The organism is Azospirillum sp. B21 (assembly GCF_008364825.1).
Classification (GTDB): domain Bacteria; phylum Pseudomonadota; class Alphaproteobacteria; order Azospirillales; family Azospirillaceae; genus Azospirillum.
This window is the reverse complement of record NZ_VTTO01000031.1, coordinates 19,579-38,071: the sequence shown is the minus strand read 5'-3', so window position 1 is coordinate 38,071 and position 18,493 is coordinate 19,579. Positions and strand designations below refer to the sequence as shown.

At 66.9% G+C, this 18,493-nt stretch carries 13 protein-coding genes; 2 read left to right on the top strand and 11 right to left on the bottom strand.

Annotated features, from left to right (window positions below; all coding sequences use genetic code 11):
• The 8 genes from FZ983_RS32535 to FZ983_RS32500 form a co-directional block, all read right to left on the bottom strand.
• Positions 1-1,571 (bottom strand): class I adenylate-forming enzyme family protein (locus FZ983_RS32535; protein WP_149228926.1); only part of this gene is annotated, 1,571 nt, incomplete at its 3' end.
• A 93-nt stretch (positions 1,572-1,664) separates the two neighbouring features.
• On the bottom strand, positions 1,665-1,958 hold the full coding sequence (locus FZ983_RS32530) for an acyl carrier protein (protein WP_014188245.1): 294 nt from the start codon (positions 1,956-1,958) through the stop codon (positions 1,665-1,667).
• A 332-nt stretch (positions 1,959-2,290) separates the two neighbouring features.
• Positions 2,291-3,223 carry a polysaccharide deacetylase family protein gene (locus tag FZ983_RS32525; protein WP_149228919.1) on the bottom strand — a complete coding sequence of 311 codons (933 nt, stop codon included), beginning with the start codon at positions 3,221-3,223 and terminating at the stop codon, positions 2,291-2,293.
• Between the two features lie 71 nt (positions 3,224-3,294).
• Positions 3,295-4,464: a glycosyltransferase family 4 protein gene (locus FZ983_RS32520; protein ID WP_211103029.1), complete on the bottom strand. Its 1,170-nt coding sequence runs from the start codon at positions 4,462-4,464 to the stop codon at positions 3,295-3,297.
• 378 nt (positions 4,465-4,842) lie between these two features.
• A complete protein-coding gene (locus tag FZ983_RS32515) occupies positions 4,843-6,045 on the bottom strand; it encodes a glycosyltransferase family 4 protein (protein WP_149228918.1) in 1,203 nt (400 codons plus the stop codon).
• Positions 6,046-6,070: 25 nt separating this feature from the next.
• Positions 6,071-7,102 (bottom strand): glycosyltransferase family 2 protein, encoded by a 1,032-nt coding sequence (locus tag FZ983_RS32510; protein ID WP_149228917.1) that lies wholly within the window; start codon positions 7,100-7,102, stop codon positions 6,071-6,073.
• 74 nt (positions 7,103-7,176) lie between these two features.
• Entirely contained in the window at positions 7,177-8,505 is a 1,329-nt protein-coding gene (locus FZ983_RS32505; protein ID WP_149228916.1) for an O-antigen ligase family protein, read from the bottom strand.
• Between the two features lie 272 nt (positions 8,506-8,777).
• A complete protein-coding gene (locus tag FZ983_RS32500; RefSeq protein WP_149228915.1) occupies positions 8,778-10,229 on the bottom strand; it encodes an exopolysaccharide biosynthesis polyprenyl glycosylphosphotransferase in 1,452 nt (483 codons plus the stop codon).
• 851 nt (positions 10,230-11,080) lie between these two features.
• Here FZ983_RS32500 and FZ983_RS32495 point away from each other — a divergent pair.
• Positions 11,081-12,559, top strand: coding sequence for an oligosaccharide flippase family protein (locus FZ983_RS32495; protein WP_149228914.1), 1,479 nt, complete (start codon positions 11,081-11,083; stop codon positions 12,557-12,559).
• A gap of 32 nt (positions 12,560-12,591) precedes the next feature.
• Positions 12,592-13,239 (top strand): serine acetyltransferase, encoded by a 648-nt coding sequence (locus FZ983_RS32490; protein ID WP_149228913.1) that lies wholly within the window; start codon positions 12,592-12,594, stop codon positions 13,237-13,239.
• Positions 13,240-13,326: 87 nt separating this feature from the next.
• On the opposite strand, the gene FZ983_RS32485 is transcribed toward FZ983_RS32490, so the two are convergent.
• The 3 genes from FZ983_RS32485 to FZ983_RS32475 all read right to left on the bottom strand — a co-directional run bounded on the left by FZ983_RS32485 (position 13,327) and on the right by FZ983_RS32475 (position 18,483).
• Entirely contained in the window at positions 13,327-15,843 is a 2,517-nt protein-coding gene (locus FZ983_RS32485; RefSeq protein ID WP_149228912.1) for a carbohydrate-binding domain-containing protein, read from the bottom strand.
• 222 nt (positions 15,844-16,065) lie between these two features.
• Entirely contained in the window at positions 16,066-17,031 is a 966-nt protein-coding gene (locus FZ983_RS32480; RefSeq protein WP_149228911.1) for a class I SAM-dependent methyltransferase, read from the bottom strand.
• A 168-nt stretch (positions 17,032-17,199) separates the two neighbouring features.
• Positions 17,200-18,483 (bottom strand): endo-1,4-beta-xylanase, encoded by a 1,284-nt coding sequence (locus FZ983_RS32475; RefSeq protein WP_149228910.1) that lies wholly within the window; start codon positions 18,481-18,483, stop codon positions 17,200-17,202.
• Positions 18,484-18,493: the final 10 nt, after the last annotated feature.

Here is an 18,493-nt window from a genome sequence, read left to right as displayed (position 1 = left end):
CGGGGGAGGGTTAGGGTGGGGGCCTGTGCCTGTACCTCCCCCACCAGCTCCGCCCGCCTGATCTTGCCGGAGTCGGTCTTCGGCAGGCTGTCGCGGAACTCGATGAATTTCGGCACGAGGTGGCTTTCCAGCCGGCCGCGGCAGTGCTGGCGGATCGCCGCTTCCGACAGCGCCGCACCGTCGCGCGGGACGAGGAAGGCTTTGACCGCCAAGCCGTCGGCATCGTCCGGGACGCCGATCACGCAGGCCTCCAGAACGCCGTCCAACTCGTACAGTGCGTTCTCGACTTCCCGGGGGCTGACCTTCTCGCCGCGGCACTTGAACACGTCGTCCTTGCGGCTGACGAAGTACAGGTGCCCTTCGGCGTCCTGGGTGAAGAGGTCGCCGGTGAACAGCAGCGTCTCGCCCTGGGGACCGCGGCGCAGGCGGCGAGCGGTCTCCTCCGGCCGGTTCCAGTAGCCGCGCATCACGTTGGCGCCGCGCACGACCAGTTCACCCACTTGACCGGGAGGAAGGCGGTTGCCCTCCTCGTCGGCAACGAAGGCCTCGCAATTGGGGATGGCGCGGCCGACGGAGGCCGGCTTCGCGTCCAGTTCGGCGGGGCTGAGCGTGCTGATGCGGGTGCAGCACTCTGTCATGCCGTACATGGAATGGAAGAGGGCTTGCGGAAACCGTTCGCGCAGACGGCGGAGATGGGCGGCCGGCAGCGGAGCGGCGGCGTTGGTCAGATAGCGCAGGCTGCCGAGATCGGCGGTCCTGGCCGCGTCCAGACCCAGCAGGGTGGAGAAGACCGTCGGAACGCCGGGCAGGCCGGTGACCCGATGCTGGACCATGCGCTTCAGCGTTTCCATCGGGAAGGCAAAGGAACGCTCCAGCACCAGGGTGAAGCCGACGCGGACGCCGGTCATCACCTGGGACAGGCCATAGCCGAAGGTCAGCGGCAGGACGCACATCACCACGTCGTCGGGCGTGTTCTCCAGATATGTCGAGATCGCCCAACTGGTGTTGACGTAGTTGGCATGGGTCAGCATCACGCCCTTCGGCCGCCCGGTGGTGCCGGAGGTGTACATGATCGCCGCCAGATCCTGGTCGATCAGACCAGGATCGACCGGCTGCCGCTGCGGGGCCGCCAGCGCGTCGGCGTAGAGCAGGCCGGTAGCGCCGTCGGGCAGACCGGCGCCGATCCACAGGACGGCCGGCGGCGTTTCCACCGCCTCCAGCGCCGGCAGGACCTGCCGGGCCAGCGCCGCCGGTGCGATCAGGACCCGGACGCCGGCATCGGCCAGCAGGTAGGTCAGCTTGTCGGCCTTGGTGGACGGATTGACGGGGACGAAGACGCCGCCGGCCTTGAGGGTGGCGAACAGGCCGGCGACATACTCGATGGAGTTCTCCAGCATCACCGCGACGCGGTCGCCGCGGGCGATCCCCGCCGACTGGAGCGCGCAGGCGACGGCGTCGCTTTCACGATCCAGCTCGGCGAAGCTGCGGCGGGCATCCCCGGCGATCAGCGCGGTGCGATGGGGATCGCGCCGGGCCGTGTCGGTGAGGAACTGGTGAACCAGATGGGCCATGGGAGGATGTCCTTCTTGCCTTTGCCCGTCTTCTTGGCCGCGCCCGTCTCGGCCATATCCGCTTGGGCCGCTTCCGCCGTCGTTCCCGTGAGATCAGGCGGCGTTGCGGAGTTCCTGCTTGCGGCCGACGAAGGCGGCGATGCGGTCCACGGATTCCAGGTTGTCGGCGATCATGTCGTCGTCATCGACGGCAATGCCGAAGCGCTCTTCCAGGAAGGCGACGACGTGCATGATGCCCGTGCTGTCGATGATCCCCGACTCCAGCAGGGATTCGCTGTTGTCGAAGCCGGAGTCCTTGCCGAGCAGGAAGTTCTCCACGATGAACGCGCGGATTTCCGGCAGGGCGGGAGCGGTCAGGGTCGTGTCGGTCAGGGTGGCGGTCCGCATGTCTCTGAAAACTCCTGCTGGGTTCGGTCGACTTGGGTTGCGTCGCAAAAGGGGTTCTGTGGCAAAGAGGGTTCGGTCGAAACCGGGTCCTGGGGCTTCGTCGGGACTGTCCGGGGGCGGGTTCCGGCTGACCCCCTGCCTGCTGTCCCTATCGTCGTTCCGGCCTTCGATTTCGCATCGGCGTGATATGCAATTTTATTGTGACGATCGCGCTGCTTTGCGAGGGATCAAAGGATAGGAGTGCCTTGAAGTCTGTGGTTAGCCACTCTGTTGTCTGGTTATAGGGCTAGATGACGGTGTCCTGACCTTTGGCGTGCGAAAGTAATTGGCGGTCATACGCCTGCAGACTTGGGCTTCGCCATCGGCCCCGACCATCCGGACATGACCTCTCCGGCCTCGGAGCCGCCGGTGCCGCCCTTGCGCTTGCGCAGCCATGCCGGAATGCCGGTCAGCTGCACGCTGAGCCATTCCACCGTCGCGTCATCGGACACCGGGAAGGCCTTCAGCCGCAAGGGATCGGTGGAGGCGTCGTTCCAACCGGGATCGATGGTGCGTGCCGTGCGGTAGCCGGCGCGGCGGATCTCCTCCACCTCGCGGTCGCTGAAATCGCCGTTGGGGAAGGCGAAGTGACGGCAGGGCCGGCCCAGCGCCTCTTCCAGCTCGGTGCGGCACAGCGCGATCTCATCAGCGCAGCGGCCGTCGTCGCATTGCAGCAGGATGGGGTGGGTGCGGGTGTGGGCGCCGTAATCGGCGACGTCGGTCATCCGCGCGATCTCGTCCCAGGTCATCGCCTGGCGGTCGGCGCCGTCGCGGTCGGGGTCGTTGCCGGCCTCGGCCAGCAGGCGGCGGCGTTCGGGATCGGGGACCCGCTTCAGCCGTTCCACCCCGATTCCGTCGGCGGCGGGGGTCTTCCACCAGTAGGGGCGGGCGGTGCCGACGATCTGGCTGCAGAGATAGATCGTCGGACGCAGGTCGAATTCGCGGAACACCGGCGCCAGTTCCGTGTTGTTCCGATGACCGTCGTCGAAGGTGATCACCAGCGGATAGGCGGGCAGCTTGTCCCACCTGCCGGTTTCCATCGCGGTCGCCACCGCGTCCAGGGTGGTGAAGCCATAGTGCTTCGAATACCACCGCATGTGCTCGCGCAGCACCTCCGGAGTCGGGTCGTGGTAGACGACGATGGTGACGCCGTGGCGCGCCTTCAGGAACCGCTGCATCGCACCGAACCCCGACCAGCGCACCAGATTGGCGATGGCGTTCTTCATGGTGCTTACCCTCCTTCTTGTCGATGCCCCCGGTCCGTGCCGGGACCGGGGGTAGGGCTGGTCTCGTTGCTTCAGCCGGTCGTGCTTTTGGAATGGCCGGTCGGCCCGGAGGCCGGCACAGGCCCGGCCGGGACGGCGGGTGTCGTGCTCAGGCTGCCGCGGGCGTTGCGGCGGTAGATCTCCAGCAGCCGTTCGCGGAACACCGCGACGTCGAACTGGCGCTCCCACCGGGCGCGTGCGCCGGCACCGAGGTTGCGGCGCAGGGTGCGGTCGTCGATCACCCGGGCCAGCGTGTCGGCCAGCGCGGCGACGTCGCCCGGCGGCACCAGCAGCCCGGTCTCGCCGTCGGCGATGGCGTCGGGAACGCTGCCGACCGGGGTGGCGACGATGGTCAGGCCTTCCGCCATCGCCTCCAGCACCGACATCGGCAGACCTTCGAACATCGACGGCTGGACCAGCACATGGGCGTTGGCCAGCTCGCGCCGGCAGCCGGTCTGATCGAGCCAGCCGGTGAAGGTCACGCGGTCGGCGATGCCCAGCTCCGTCGCGAGGCTGCGGTAGGTCTCCAGATCGCCGTCGCCGGCGATGGTGACCTGCCAGTTGCGGTCGCGGCAGGCGGGGGATGCCAGCGCGTTCAGCAGGACGTCGATGCCCTTCAGCTTGATCAGCCGACCGAGGAACAGCAGGCGCACCGGACCGGCGAAGCCTTCCTCCGCATCGTCGCGGACCGGGGGCTTCGCCGGGCCGGGAACGGCGTTGTGCAGCAGGGTGGTGCGCTGGCGCGCCTCCGGCCCGAAGGCCTCGGCCACCCAGTCGCGCCAGAATTCGCCCAGCACGACGATCTCGCTGGTCATCGCCATCATGCGGCGGATCGCCCAGCGCATGATCGGGCTGGAGTCCTTGAAGTGCTTCGGGAAACGCCCGCCATGCAGGTGCAGGACGACCGGCACGCCGAAGGTGCGGGCCATGGCGATCAGGATGCCCTTGCGCAGGACACTGCCATATTCCGCCATGTGGATGTGGACGAGGTCGGCTTTTCCGGCGACGAAGCAGCCGGCGAGGCGGGCGGTGGCCCGTGCGAAGTAGAGGGGCATCAGGTGGAATTTGCCCGGACCGTAGCTGTCGACCACTTCGAACTTCACGTCCGGGCAATTCTGCCGGAGATCGGTGGTGAAGTTGTCGACCACACGGCCCATTCCGCCTTTCTCCTGGGTGCCGCCGGGGGAGACGATGTAAATCATGTCCACTCCTGATCCTTTCCCGGCCCGCCTTTCCTCTTTCGCGTCCCGGCATTTTGCCGTTTGACGCCCGTCCTTCGACGGCAGCGGCGGGCTTGTTTTGTTTTCGGCCTCTATCCCTTTTGCCTGTCGGTCAGGCGCCGGGGGACTGCAAACTGTGGTGCGGCCGGTCGGCTGCCGCCGGTTGGAACGTTCCGCGGCCGGGGGCCGGGCGACGTGCAGGTGCAAGTTTACGCGATGCCGCACCCGCACGCTGTGGAGCGACCGAACGGGTTGGCCTGCCGGTATGGTTACCCAACCTGTGCATGTTCAATCTCCATTCCGGTTATACGCTTCCTGATTGTTTCCTACCCCGATCATCGAGTCGGCAGCCGCTTGCCGTCACCGCCGCTTGGAGGCCGCGGCGGCCGATCCGGCCAGCTTGTCCAACTCCCCCGACAGCTCGGTTCCGCTGCGGTCCAGCTCCTGGTAGATGGCCAAAAGGGACTTGGCATAGGCGTCGATCACGAACTGCTTCAGGAACAGCCGGCGTCCCTGCTCCGCCAGGCGGCTGTAGAGCGCCGAGTCGCTGCCGACCTCCATGATCGCGCCGGCCAGGGCGGCGGCGTCGTTGACCGGGATGATCCGCGCGGTCTCGCCATCGGCCAGCACCTCCGGGATCGAGCCGACCGGGGTGGTGATCACCGGCAGCTGCGCCGACAGCGCCTCGAGGATCACCATCGGCAGGCCTTCATGGGTCGAGGGCAGCAGAAGCATGTCGTGGGAGCGGATGTGGGCGTGCGCCTCCTCCCGGCCGATCCAGCCGAGGAAGCTGCACTCCTCCGCCACCCCCAGTTCCGCGGCCATGGCGCGGTAGCCGTCCACGTCGCCGCCGCCGCCGATGGTGACCCGGAAGGGCTGGCCGCGCTCCTTCAGCAGGGCGCAGGCGCGCAGCAGGGTGCCGATGCCCTTGCGTTCCGACAGGTTGGCCAGCACCAGCAGGGACAGGACGGCCCCCGGTTCGGGTGGCGGACGGGTGCCGAGATCGGCGCCGACATCGGGAACGGCGTTGTAGAGCACCCGGATCTTGCGGGGATCGGTGCGGACCGACTGGACCAGATAGTCGCGCCAGTTGTCGCCCAGCACGACGACCCGGCCGCAGCGGTTGAACAGCCAGCGGCTGATCGCGCGGGCGAAGACGCCGCCTTCGAAATATTCGACGAAGGATGCGCCGTGCAGATGGACGACGGTGGGGCAGGACAGCAGCCCGGCCACCGCCTGCACCGCCGCCTTGCGCAGGAAGCTGGCGCGCTCCGACACGTTGATGTGCACGACCGATGCCCGGCGGCGGGCCAGGATCCAGGCCATCCGCGCCAGGGTTAAGCCGAGGTAGAAGGGTGACAGCAGAACGCTCCCGGTGCCGCGGGTGTCGAGGATGATCGATTGGGTCGTCCCCGTCTTGTCGAACTGGTCGACCACATAGCCCGTCATGCGGCCGATGCCGCCGCCGCCGTCCAGCGCGCCCGGCGTCGCGAAGACGACCACGGTGCGCTTGGCCGTTTCCGGCTGACGGCTGGGGGCACGGCTGTCGTTGATGCTGTCCATAGGCGTCAGGGTCCTTGTTTCGGGCTCAGGCGGCGTCGGACGCGGAGAACAGCGCTTGGCGCAGCCGGCGTCGCAATCCGACGGGCATCAGCGAGTGCATGGTGAAGGTGGCGAGCGCCATCGGCGTCGGCTGCCCGTCGCGTAAGGCGGAATTCAGGATCCGCCAGCGGGTGCCTGCAGTGCGTGCCGCCTGCTCGCCGCCGGTCGCCTGGAGGAGAAGGCTGGCATAGGCGCGCGGGGAGAGGTGGTTGCGCATCTCCTCCGCCCATTCCAGCGCGTGGTTGATGTTGTGGCAGGTCGACAGCGTGACCCGGTTGTTCTCCTCGGTGTAATGGACGGCCATCACGTCGGGGATATGGATCAGCGCCACGCCGTCGATCCGGCCGCAGGTGATCAGCCATTCCCAATCGTCGAAACGGGACTTGGGAACGGGGTTGCGCAGCAGCAGCGCCTTGGGCGTCAGCAGGGTCGTGGTGGGGGCGAAGGTCTCGCCCTTGAACAGGCCGCGGCGGACGAACAGGTAGTCGCCGATGGCGTCGGCCGGCGTCGACAGCCGGCGCGGCCAGGCGAAGGTGCCGCGGGCGGTCACCACCTGACAGCGGCAGCTGATGATGGGGAAGCGGACGTCGGCCGGGCGGGCCGCCATCTGCAGTTCCACCTTCTCCGGCATCCAATGGTCGTCGTCGTCGAGGAAGGCGATCCAGTCGCCACGCGCGGCGCGCACCCCGATGTTGCGGGCCTCCGCCGCACCGTGGTTGGTCTCGAGTTCCATCACGGTCAGCCGCGGATCGGCCAGCGTCGCCAGATGGGAGGCGGTGGCGGGATCCGGGCCGTCGATCACCACGATCACGTCCAGATCGCGGTAGGTCTGGTCGAGCGCGCTGCGCACCGCCCGCATCACCATGTCCGGACGGTTGCGCGTGGGGATGACGACGGTGACCTGCTCGTTGGGCGCCGCCTCATCGTTGCCCGCCTGTTCGCCGGGCCCTTGCTTGCCGGCCCCTTGCTTGCCGGTTGCCGGACGGTTGAAGCTTGCCGGCTCGTTGTTCTGGCTCATGGGTCTGCCTTCGGTCGAAGGAAAATGGGAAAGGTCGCTGGTGACTTGGGCCCTGTGCAGGCCGGATGCGGCGGCTAAAGCCCCCGGCTCTGGGTGGCGTAGGCCGGCCCCATGCCCGAGGGGTTCATCCCGGCCGAGGCATGCCGGCGCAGCCGGGCCTGTTCCGCGGCGCGGTCGTTCAGCAGCCGCTGCCAACGGCTCTGCTGAACCAGACGGACGACGGCGATGGTGGCGATCACCCAATTCATGGAATGGCGCTCGGCGAACACGCTCTCCGACACCGACACCGCCAGCAGGGCGCAGCCGACGGCGAAGGTCCAGGCGGCCTCGGGCCGGCTGTTGCCGTAGCGGGCGGCGAAGAAGCCCTGGAACAGCAGGCGGCAGAGCAACACCAGCACCAGTGCCACGCCCACCAGCCCAAGATCGAGCGTCAGCTCCAGCCAACCGCTGTGGGCCGACGTGATGCCCCAGTCGCGGGTGAAGCTGGACCCCGGACCGTTGAAGCCGAACCAGTAGGCGGCATAGCCGTAACCCTGCAGCGGACGCTCGCCGACGGAATGGACGATGTGCTCCCACAGGACGGTGCGTCCGGTCAGGGTGGGATCGCGGCCCAGAGCGTAGAGCACGTCGTACCAGAAGGTGGCGCCCGCCGTGACCATGATGACGAGCAGGGCCAGCAGCAGCGCCATGGTGGGGGCGAAGTTGCGGATGCTGCCGCGCAGCATGGTGGTGGACAGCAGCGCCACCGACACCAGGATGGAGGTGATCAGGCCGGTGCCCGACCGGCTCATGACGATCAGCAGCATGGCCAGGATCATCAGCGGCCGGGTGACCCAGCGGCTCTGCTCCTTCTGCCAGTCCAGCCAGACCAGGGCCAGGATCAGCCAGACCATCATGCGGCCGGTCACGTTCTTCTGGAAGAACACGCCCTTCCAGGCGCCGACATGCTGGGCGCTGTCCAGCCCGATCTCCGGCATCGCGAAGATCATGAAGAAGGAGACGAACATCAGCACCGACAGCCCGACCACGATCAGCCGCATGATCTCGGGGAAGCGGAACCGCAGGCCGAGCCAGATGCCGAACACCGTGGTGAACAGGAAGGCGATCGACCGGCGCAGCGTCACGTCCGGGAACAGCGACCACAATGCGGTCAGGAAGGCGAAGGCGATCATCGCCGTCAGTGCCGGGCTGGCGAAGGGAATCTGGAAGGCGATCGCCGGCCTCAGCGCGATCGCGCCAAGCAGCAGGACATAGATGCCGCCGTAGAACATCGTGACGCCGGCGGAATCCAGGTCGCCGGCCAGCGGGTCGCCGCCGGTCAGCATCAGCGGAAGCACCGAGCCCCCGAAGGCGATGATGCCGATGACGGCGATGCTTTTTTCCAGAAAATCGAGGATTTTCATCGGCTTTCCCTTAGGCTGCCGTACCGTGTTCGGCTTTGCAGCACTGAAGATGCGGTTGCCACCCCCCATCTCGTAGCCGGGCGGTGGCATTAGACCGAAGGAGGCCGCGCCCGAAAGGGGTAGCCGGAATCGCGTTTTCCGCTCGCTTTACCGCCCGAAAAAGGGAATGGTCCCTAAGCATTTTCCGGAACGGCCGGGGCGTGGACGAAAAAAGACCCCCGCACGGGTGGCGCGGGGGTCTGGCTGGCATTCGGTCCGGGATGGCGGCGGCTTTACGAACCGTCGCCCTTCAGCACCATCACCGCGGTCTTGCAGAGGATGAAGAAGTCGAACAGCAGGCCGCAGTTGCGGACATAGAAGACATCCATCGACACGCGTTCCTGGAAGGTGGTGCGGTGGCGGCCGGACACCTGCCAGTATCCGGTCAGGCCCGGACGGACGGTGCCGATCACCGCGGCGGAGTCACCCACCTCCGGCAGCTCCTTCGGCATGTAGGCACGCGGGCCGATCAGGCTCATGTCGCCCATCAGGATGTTCCACAGCTGCGGCAGCTCGTCGAGCGAGGTCTTGCGCAGGAAGCGGCCGAGCGGGGTGATGCGCGGATCGACCGTCAGCTTGTGGTAGGTCATGTACTCTTCGCGGGCGACCGGGTCGTTCTCCAGCAGCTGCTGCAGCTGTTCCTCGGCATCGACATGCATGGAGCGGAACTTCAGCAGGTCGAAGGTCTGCTTGCCGCCGGCCCAGCGCTTCTGGCGGAACATCACCGGGCCGGGGCTGTCCAGCTTGATGGCGACGGCGAGGCCCAGCATCAGCGGCGCCACCACGACCAGCAGGATCGCCGACAGCACGATGTCCATGGCGCGGCGGATGCGCAGGTAGCCGGTCGGCGGGCGGACGCTGACGCGCAGGGCCAGCGAGCCGTGCAGGTTGTGGTAGGTCGCGTCGACGGCGCTGACGTTGCCCTCGCCCAGCACGCAATAGACCTGGCGGAAGGGCAGGGTGCGCACCAGACCGGTCAGGTCGCTGCCGTGGCGTCCCATGTCGGCGACGATGGCGGCACTGGCCTGGCGGGCGACGGCGGGCGACTTGGCCAGCAGTTCGACCGGACCCATCACCGGCAGGCCGGCGACGCGGGTCTGCCACAGGCTGTCGTCGTCGTCGACGAAGCCGACCGGACGCATCCCGAGCCAGGGCAGGCGCTGCAGCTTCTCGGCGATGGCGGCACCTTGCGGGCCGGCGCCGACGATCATCACCGGCGTGCGCCAGTCCAGCGCGCTGGACAGCAGCCCCTGGATCAGCAGCAGGTCCGCCACATAGGTGACGGCGAAGCCGAGCAGCGCGATCGACAGCGCCTCCACGAAGAAGGAGCGGAAGCCTTCCATCACGATGAAGGGGACGGCTAGGACGGCGCAGCACAGGAAGGCGGCCTGAAAAGTCCGCCTCGTCCGTTCCATGTAGTCGAACCGACCGAGGGTGTAGATGCCGAACACCGACTTCACCAGCGGCACCAGCATGAGGCCGGTGACCAGCGACCGCTGCCAGGCGGCGGCCTCCACCGGATCGATCAGCGGGTCGGTGCCGAGGAAATGGTTGAGCGTCCAACCCACCAAGGCGAGAACGAGGCCATCGGAGAGTGCCAGCAACAGCCCGGGGGCGATCGTCGGGAACGTCGCCTTCTTAGCCGAGGTCAGATCGATGACCGCTTCTGGGTCCAGTTTGCTCATCGCAGGTCCCGTGGTTGAAGGGAATGCCAGCCACCGCACGGCCATTCGTGCGGGTGGTCGCTCGTCATCAGCGTCTCTTGGGAAACGGCCCGTCTTTACTTTGCTGCGCCGCGAAGTCTGCAGCGGCGCATTTGTGTAAAGATCGCTCTTTCATGATTTTTGTCAGCCGATCCGCGGTTCGTTGAGGACGAATTAGGATGAGGAGGCGCAGGCAGCAACAGTGCATACGGACGTTGATTTCGCGTCCGCGATACCACCGGAGTTTCAAAGGGTGCGCACAGCCGAATATTAATGGGGATACTTTTGGATGCAGCGCCCGGCGGGGATAGCGTTTCGGGGTAAGGGCAAGGTGGTGCCGCACCCCTGTCGACACCTGAACTCACCGCGAATTGTGGGTAGAAACGGGCCGCAGCCTCCCTCGACCGGTCGGATAACGGGGGCGCGGAAGGGGGCGATCTCCAAACTTGCGGGGAGGGGTGTCCACCCGGCTTTTCCTATGGAGGATGATCAACGATTCCGAGCGAGGGCGCGGCGCGAACGCACCCTTGCCTGTTGCAGGGCGTAGGAGGCAGCGTGCCAGTCCGCCGGAATGCCTAATCCGGAGGTCCGGTTCCTCTGGCAGGTCCGCTGACCGAAGCCGTGGTGACTAGCACCGAAGAGTGCCGCCGTCGCTTCAAGGCCGAATTGACGCTTTCCGGACCGCCGCCGAGATTTGGCGCGGTCCTTTCCCGCGCTCCATTCCCGTTGTGCGCCTGTGTGATGCACCGGACGCCGCGCGCCCCATCCCGAGTGGAACCGGGGCGAGCGGGGCGGGGGAGGGACGGTGGGTAACAGGGGGCGAAGGAAACCGGATGGCTCTCGAAGCTGGCACCATCATCAAGCATGGCTGGATGTTCATGGTGGCGAATGTGGTCAACCGCGCCGCGGGACTGCTTCTGCTGCCGCTCTATGCCAAGGTCCTGTCACCGGCGGAGTTCGGCGTCTACGCCCTGATCAGCGTCGTGGGCGACATCGTCGCCGTCATGCTGATGATCGGAATGATCAACGCCTTTACCGTCGTCTATTTCGAACATCCGGACGAGCGCGGCCGGTCCCGCGTTGTCAGCACGACGATGATTGGCTTGTGGGCCGCCTCGCTGGGCCTGCTGGCGGTGGCTCTGCCGGCCGGCTGGGGCGCCAGCGAGCTGCTGTTCGGCAGCCGGGACCAGGGACCGATCATCGCCTTCGCCTTCGCCGGCATCGCCTTCAGCGCGGTGTTCGAGCTGGCGCTCGCCTATTACCGGGTCCACAAGCGGTCGGGCACCTGCCTGCTGATCTCCGTCGGCAAGGCGGTCGGGCTGATCGGCCTCAACCTCAGCTTCCTGCTGTGGATGGACCTGGGCGTCACCGGCATCTTCCTTGCCAACGCCATCACCTTCGTCGGGCTGGGCGTCGGGCTGACCGTGGCGATCCTGGCGGCGAACGGGCTCGGCTTCTCCTTCGGGCTGCTGAAGCGGGTGGCGGTGCTGGGCCTGCCCTTCATGCCGCAGACCATGCTGGACATGGGCAACCAGTTCGCCATGCGCTATCTGGTCAACCTGCTGATGGGCGTGGCGGCGGTCGGCGTGCTCTCCTTCGGGCTGCGGCTCGCCACCATGCTCTACATGTTCCTGACTGCGTCCTTCCTGCAGATCTGGTCGGTCAGCCGGATCGAGGCGCAGGAGAATACCGCCGGCCGGGAGCAGTCGGAATTCGTCTTCTACCTGTTCGTCGTCCTGCTGTCGGCCGCGGCGCTGGGCATGGCGCTGACCGCGCCGGAGGTGCTGTGGCTGATCGCGTCCAGCGAGTACGACACGGTGCTGCCCTGCATGCCGCTGCTGGTGCTGGCCTATGTGGTGCACGGGGTGCGCATGCATGCAGAGGTCGGGCTGGTGAAGACCAAGAAGGTCGGCGTGCTGCCGGCGATCTCGCTGGGCGGGCTGGCGGTCGGCGTGCTGATCATGGCGATCACCCTGGGGCCGCTCGGCCTGATGGGCGGTGCCATCGGCGTGCTGGGGCGCGAGCTGGTGATGCTGGTCGCCACCGAGGCGCTGTGCCGCCGCCTCAGCCCGAAGGAGCCGCCGCTGAGTGTGCTCCGCATCCTGGGCATTTTGGCGCCCGGCGCCGTCGCCTATCTGGCCGGGCTGGCCCTGTTCGGCTTCGAGGTGAACCCGACCTACACCGCCGCCAAGGTCGGCCTGACCATGCTGTTCGCCATCGTCGCCCTGTTCGGGCCGAGCTTCGGCAAGACCGACCGCGCGATGCTGTTCCGCATGGCCGGCCGGTTTCTTCGCCGTCCGCAGGCGGCGTGACAATGATTGACCCCCGGGAGGATCACACCGCGATGCAGGACGCTCCCCGCTACACCTATCGGCAGACCCTCGCGGCGGATGCCGTCCGCTACGGCGGCGGCTCCGGCCTTGGGGCGGTGCTGAAACTGCTGGCCGGCAACCGCATGTTCCGGGTGACCTTCACCCTGCGCAGCTGCCAGGCGGCGAACCGGATGGCGGGTCCGTTGCGCAAGCCGCTGCTGGCCGCCTGCCGGCTGCTGCACCGCTGGACCCAGCATTCCGCCGCCATGGACCTACCGTGGGAGACCGAGGTCGGCCCCGGCCTGCGCATCCTGCACGGCTGGGGGCTGGTGGTGAACGCCAACGCCCGCATCGGCGCCAATGTCACCCTGTTCCATGGCGTCACGCTCGGCCAGAAGGACGACCTGCTTCCCGGCGGGCGGGTGACCCATTATCCGGAACTGGGCGACGGCGTCTGGGTCGGGCCGCATGCGGTGGTGATCGGCGTGTCCATCGGCGACGAATGCATCGTCGCCGCGTCCTCCGTCGTCACCAAGCCGATGCCGCGCCGCACCGTCGTCGCCGGCAATCCGGGAAAGGCGGTGGCGGAGGTCACCATCCCCGACATCCCGCATCCGGCACCGGTCGGCGGCCCGTCCGCCATGGCGTCGACCGCCGCCGCCTCCCCAGTCCTTGGCTGACGCCTGCGGACCGCGGAACGGAAAAAGGGCCGGCAGCCATGCTGCCGGCCCTTTCCCGTCACGTAGGATGTCAGTAAGGACAGACCCTTAGGCGGCGTACGCCAGCGGGTCGTGCCACTCCATGCCGTGGTAGCCGGTGTCGTAGGCGGCGTGCGACAGGTCGGTGGCCGTGCTGTCGATGCTGGCGATCGAGGCCGTCGGCAGGTCGGCGGCGGCCGTGCCGGCGGTGGTGGTCATCGTGTGGGCCAGCAGGTCGGCCGAGCCCAGCGACGCGGCGGCGGCCTTGGCGGCGGCCGAGGTGATCGTGCCGGTGCCGGTGGCGTCGGCGATGGTCGCGGCGGTCGCGTTGGAGATCTTCAGGCTGAAGGTCTCGTTGCCTTCCGTCACGCTGTCGCTCAGCACCTTGACCGTGACGGTCTTGGTGGTCTCGCCGGCGGCGAAGGTCAGCTTGCCGCTGGTGGCGGTGTAGTCCGAACCGGCCTTGGCCGTCCCGTCGACCGTGGCGTAATCCACCGTCACCGGGGTGCCGGAGGCCGCCGACAGCTTCACCGTGAAGGTGGCGTTGGCCGTGTTCGGGGTGCTGGAGCCGCCGGCGGTGTCGAAGATCGCGCCTTCCATCGCCGGCTTGATCAGGTTGATCTTGGACTGGTTGATGGTCTTGTAGTCGTCCATCAGGATGCCGCCCACGTCACCCGATTCCGGCGTCCAGGCCCAGAAGGTCCAGCTCATGCCCTTGTCGCCAGCGGCGATGTCGCTCTTGCCGTCCAGGTTCCAGTCGCCGTTCAGGTACTTGCCCATGGTCCGGGCCCAGGTCTGCTCGGCCGAGCTGTTGAACAGGCCACCCCATTCGCCGAGCAGGATCGGCGCGGTGTCGTTCTTGTACAGGTAGCCCCACATCTTGTCGTACTGGGCCGGCAGGTTGTTCGGATAGGCCGGGTCGTTCAGCCAGCTGAAGTTGCCGACGCTGTGGCCGTAGGCATGCGGCGAGTAGACGAGCTTGTTGGGGGTGTCGAAATGGATCGGGCGGGACTGCGCACCGGCCAGCGTGCTGCTCCATTCCGTGCCTTCGACGAACAGCAGCCAGTCCTTGTTCACGGTCTGGATGGCATTGCCGATGCGCTCGGCGGCCGAGGCCCAGTCGGTGGCGGCGCTGCCGCCCCAGGTGGCCGTGACGCTCGGCTCGTTGTGCAGGTCGGCGCCGATGACGGTCTCGTTCCCGGCATAATGCTTGGCCAGCATCTTCCAGTTTTCGATCATCTTCGATTCCGGGAAGCGGCTGCTGTACCACAGCCCATGCTCGTTGGTGCCGGCGCCGCCGTCGTTGCGGTGGTGGTCGAGGATCACCTTCATGCCGAGCTTGCCGGCATGGTCGATGACCTTGTCATAGACCTGCAGACGGGTCAGGCCGACCAGATCCGGGTTCTTCGAATAGTCGATGCCGTTGGTCACGGCCGAGCTGGTGAACATCTCGTCCGACATGGTCAGGCGGATGGTGTTGAAGCCGACCGACTTCATCTTCTCCAGGTGGCCCTGGTAGCTGTCGGCCCACAGGCCGGCGGGCACGTAGTTGTAGCCCTCGCCGCCGAACCAGTTGATGCCGGTGAGGCGGACGGTGTTGCCGGCCTCGTCGACGATCTGGTTGCCCTTGGTGCTCAGGAAGCCCTGGATGCCGCCGGAGGAGGTGCTGCCGGTCGGCTCGGCCACCGACACGTCGTTGACCGACAGGCTCGGCTGCGACGGGTTGGACGGGGTCGGCGTCGGCGTGGTGGCGCCGGCGAACCAGGACTTGTCGGCCTTCACTTCCATGGTGCTGTTCCACCACATGGACTTCTGGCCGGCGATGACGTCCTTGCCGTCCAGCGCGCCCTTGTCGATCGACACGATGCTGTCGGTCGGGGCGACGGCGTGGCCGCCGATGGTGATCTTGTTGACGTACAGGTTGCGGTCGGCGCCGTTGACCACGCCGTCGTTGTCGTACTGGATCTGGACCTTGTGGGCCACGTCGGCGCTGACGTTGGCGTTGAAGGTGAAGTCCTTCGCGGCGGTGCCGGCGGTGGCCTCACCGATCACCTTGCCGTCGACCAGGACCTTGAAGTGGGCGTTCACGCCGCCGGCCGCATTGCCGTAGGCGTTCACGACGATCGGCGTGCCGCCGGTGGTCGGGGTGGTCGGGGTGGTGGGGGTGGTCGGGGTCCCGGCGGCGCCGGCGAACACGTCCTTGGACATGTTGAAGTCGAGCGAGCCGCTCCAGGACAGAACTTCGCGGCCGGACAGGGTGCCCTGGCCCTCAGCGGCGTAGGAGACCGTCGAGCTGTTGGAAGCGATGGTCTTGCCGTTGACTTCGATCGACTTGACGATCAGATCGCGGTACATGCCGGCCTTGTCGGTCGACAGCCAGTCGTTGTCGTACACGACCTGAACCTTGTGCGCGGCGTCCGGCGCCACCTTGGTGGTGAAGCTGTACTTACCCGCGCTGGTGGAATTGACCGTGGCCTGGCCGACGGAGACGCCGTCGACGAGGAACTTGAAGTGCGGCCAGACTCCTCCGGCAGCCACACCCGAGGCATTGACGACGAAAGTCATATCGACGGGGTTCGTTGCCATTGGAAGTAATCCTCTTTTCCGTGTTTTCGCTGGAGCCCAGACTGGCCGGAAAAGGTTAACGAGCTATTTCAAATTTTAGGGAAATGCGGCTCTAATGCCACTGTCGCCTGTGAAAAGAAAGGGACACGAAAAACCCCTTTGTCGATGCATTGCTGCAACAAAGGGGTAGATCGTGTCCCTGATGCTTTATTTTTCAGTGCTTTAGCAATGCGCGGAAAGGAGTTACCTGGGCTTGTGAGCCACCACGAACACCTCCGGCCGGAACATAAAGAGCTGACCAACCCTTCCGAGCTTGCGATTAAGGGTTAACGGCAGCCGTCCCAAAAATGCCTCAACCAGCCGCACATAGCCGAAATAGGCGCGGCTGGCGAAATGCAGGTTCAGCCGGCGGCGCACGGCCATCGGAACGACATAGACCGCTTCGACGCGCTCGAAGCCGGCCTCGCGCAGCATCGCCGCCGTCTCGTCCCAGCGGTATTCGCGCAGATGCATGCAGACCGGCTCGTGCAAACCGAACACCTCCGACAGGTCGGCCGGACCGGTGTATTTGTGCGGCATGCTCAGGACGTATTTTCCGCCCGGCTTCAGGATGGTCCGGACATTCGCCATGTGGGTGACGACGTCGTCGGGATGCATGTGCTCGACCACATGGGTGGAGATCACGCTGTCATAGCGGTCGGCCGGCTCGAACCGGGCCAGATGCACGCCGTCGCTGTTCTTCCAGGTGATGTTGGAATCCTGCTCGATCCAGCTGGCGCCGCGTTCGCGCGTCACCTCGGTCGCGACACAGCGGTAGCCATGGCGGGCGAGATAGCGCAGGAGCCGCGCCTTGCCCGAGCCCACCTCGTACACGTCCTGCGGCCCGCCGAGCAGGGTCAGGAAATGGCGGAAGTCCAAGTCGTCGTTGCGGGTGTGGGCGTCGTCCTCCGCCTCGTTCAGCCAGGGGCAGCTGCTGTAGAGCGTGGTGTAGGCCTGCTCGAAGGCGTCCCAGCGCTCTTCGGGCTTGGTCTGCAGCAACTCCCGGGCAAGACGCCGCTCCAGATCCCAGTGCCGATGAACCATCTCCGCCGTCAGCGGATAGGTCGGCGAGAGGTGGAACTTCCGCCGGTAGCGCTCGACGAGGGCGTCTCCGCCCGCTTGGTCGGCGGGCAGGCGATCCATCGGCAATGTGTCGGCTGTGTTCTGCACGATCGACCTCTCGTTCAGGGGGGTGCCGGACGCTTCGAGGGACTCTAAACGGGAGCGCAACCGGACGCTCGCACGCGAAGGGGCAGGATCGCGGGCCTATCGGAGGGGGTGGATTCCAAGAAGGGCGTACCACTGCCGATACATGCGCCGTTTCAGGTCGCGGGCGCCTCAGCCCGACCGTGCCTTGCCGGTCCGCGCCTTGTCCTGCAGCGTGTCCACCACCGCCGCATAGAGCGGCAACGGCCGGGAATTCGCATCATAGGGGGAGGGGTGCGGCTTCAGCTCCGCATGTTCCCTGGCGATGAAGTTCAGGTCGGAGCGCAGGTGCCACCAGCACAGCTCCTCCAGCCGGGCATTGTCCAGCACGTCGGCCAGATAGTTGCGGGCCAGCAGGGCCATCGCCCGGTCCTTCTCCGCCCGCGACCAGGAACGGGGCAGGCGGGTCTCGTCGACGTCCATCTCCGTCAGATGGACGGTCAGGCCCAGCTTGTCGACCGCGCGCAGGAACTTGCGCATGCCGGCGCTGTCATAGGGCTTGCCGCCGATCAGGTGGCTCTGCAGCCCGATGCCGTGGATCGGCACGCCGCGCTTCACCGCCCCGGTCAGCCAGTCCAGCAGATAGGCGCGCTTGCGCTGCTGCCAGCCCTCGTCGATCTCGATGCCGAACTCGTTCAGCACCAGCTTCGCCTTGGGGAAGGCCTTGTGAACATGGTGGAAGAAGGGGTCGAGCCATTCCGGCCCCTTTTCCTCGCCGCCGGCCGCCACCCACCACATGCCGCGGCGGAATCCGTAGCGGTCCTGCTGGCGCGGGTGGCTCTCCACCGTTTCCCAGAAGAAGACTTCGTTGGCGACGTCGATGCGGTAGAAGATGTCGCCGTAGCGCTGGCGCACCGCCTCGACCACGCCGGTGAAGCGCGGCCAGACATTCTCGGCGCTGAGCGTGCCTTCGGGCGAGAAATAGGCGCCTTCCGAAATGCCCAGTTCCGCCTGCCGGGCCGCCGGAAGCTTCATGTAGGGCGGCATGCCCATATGCTGCCAGATGATCGTGTGCCAGTTCGGCGTGGCGCCGATCGACCGCGCCAGCTCCACCGCCGCATCGAAGCGGCGCCAGTCGTAATTGCCTTCGGTGTGCTGGAAGACACCCCATTTGCCGCCGTTTTCCGGTGTGACGACGTCGCATTCCCGCGCCATCAGCCGGTCAAGCATCGGATCTTCCGGGTCGATGTAGTGGTCGCGCGCCGCGCCGTGGCGGATGCCCAGCGCCCGGCAGGCGTCGCGCAAGGTCACCGCCGGCTCCGCAGCCCCGGCGGCATGGGACGACGCGGCCTCGGCCGGCGTCGGGCCGGAGGCGCCGCGGCAGCTGGCCAGCACGGCGCCGGCGGCGGCGGTCCACAGCAGCTCGCGCCGCGACGGGCGCCATTTGGGAAGGCTGGGCTTCGGAAACGTGATCATGGGGAGGGGC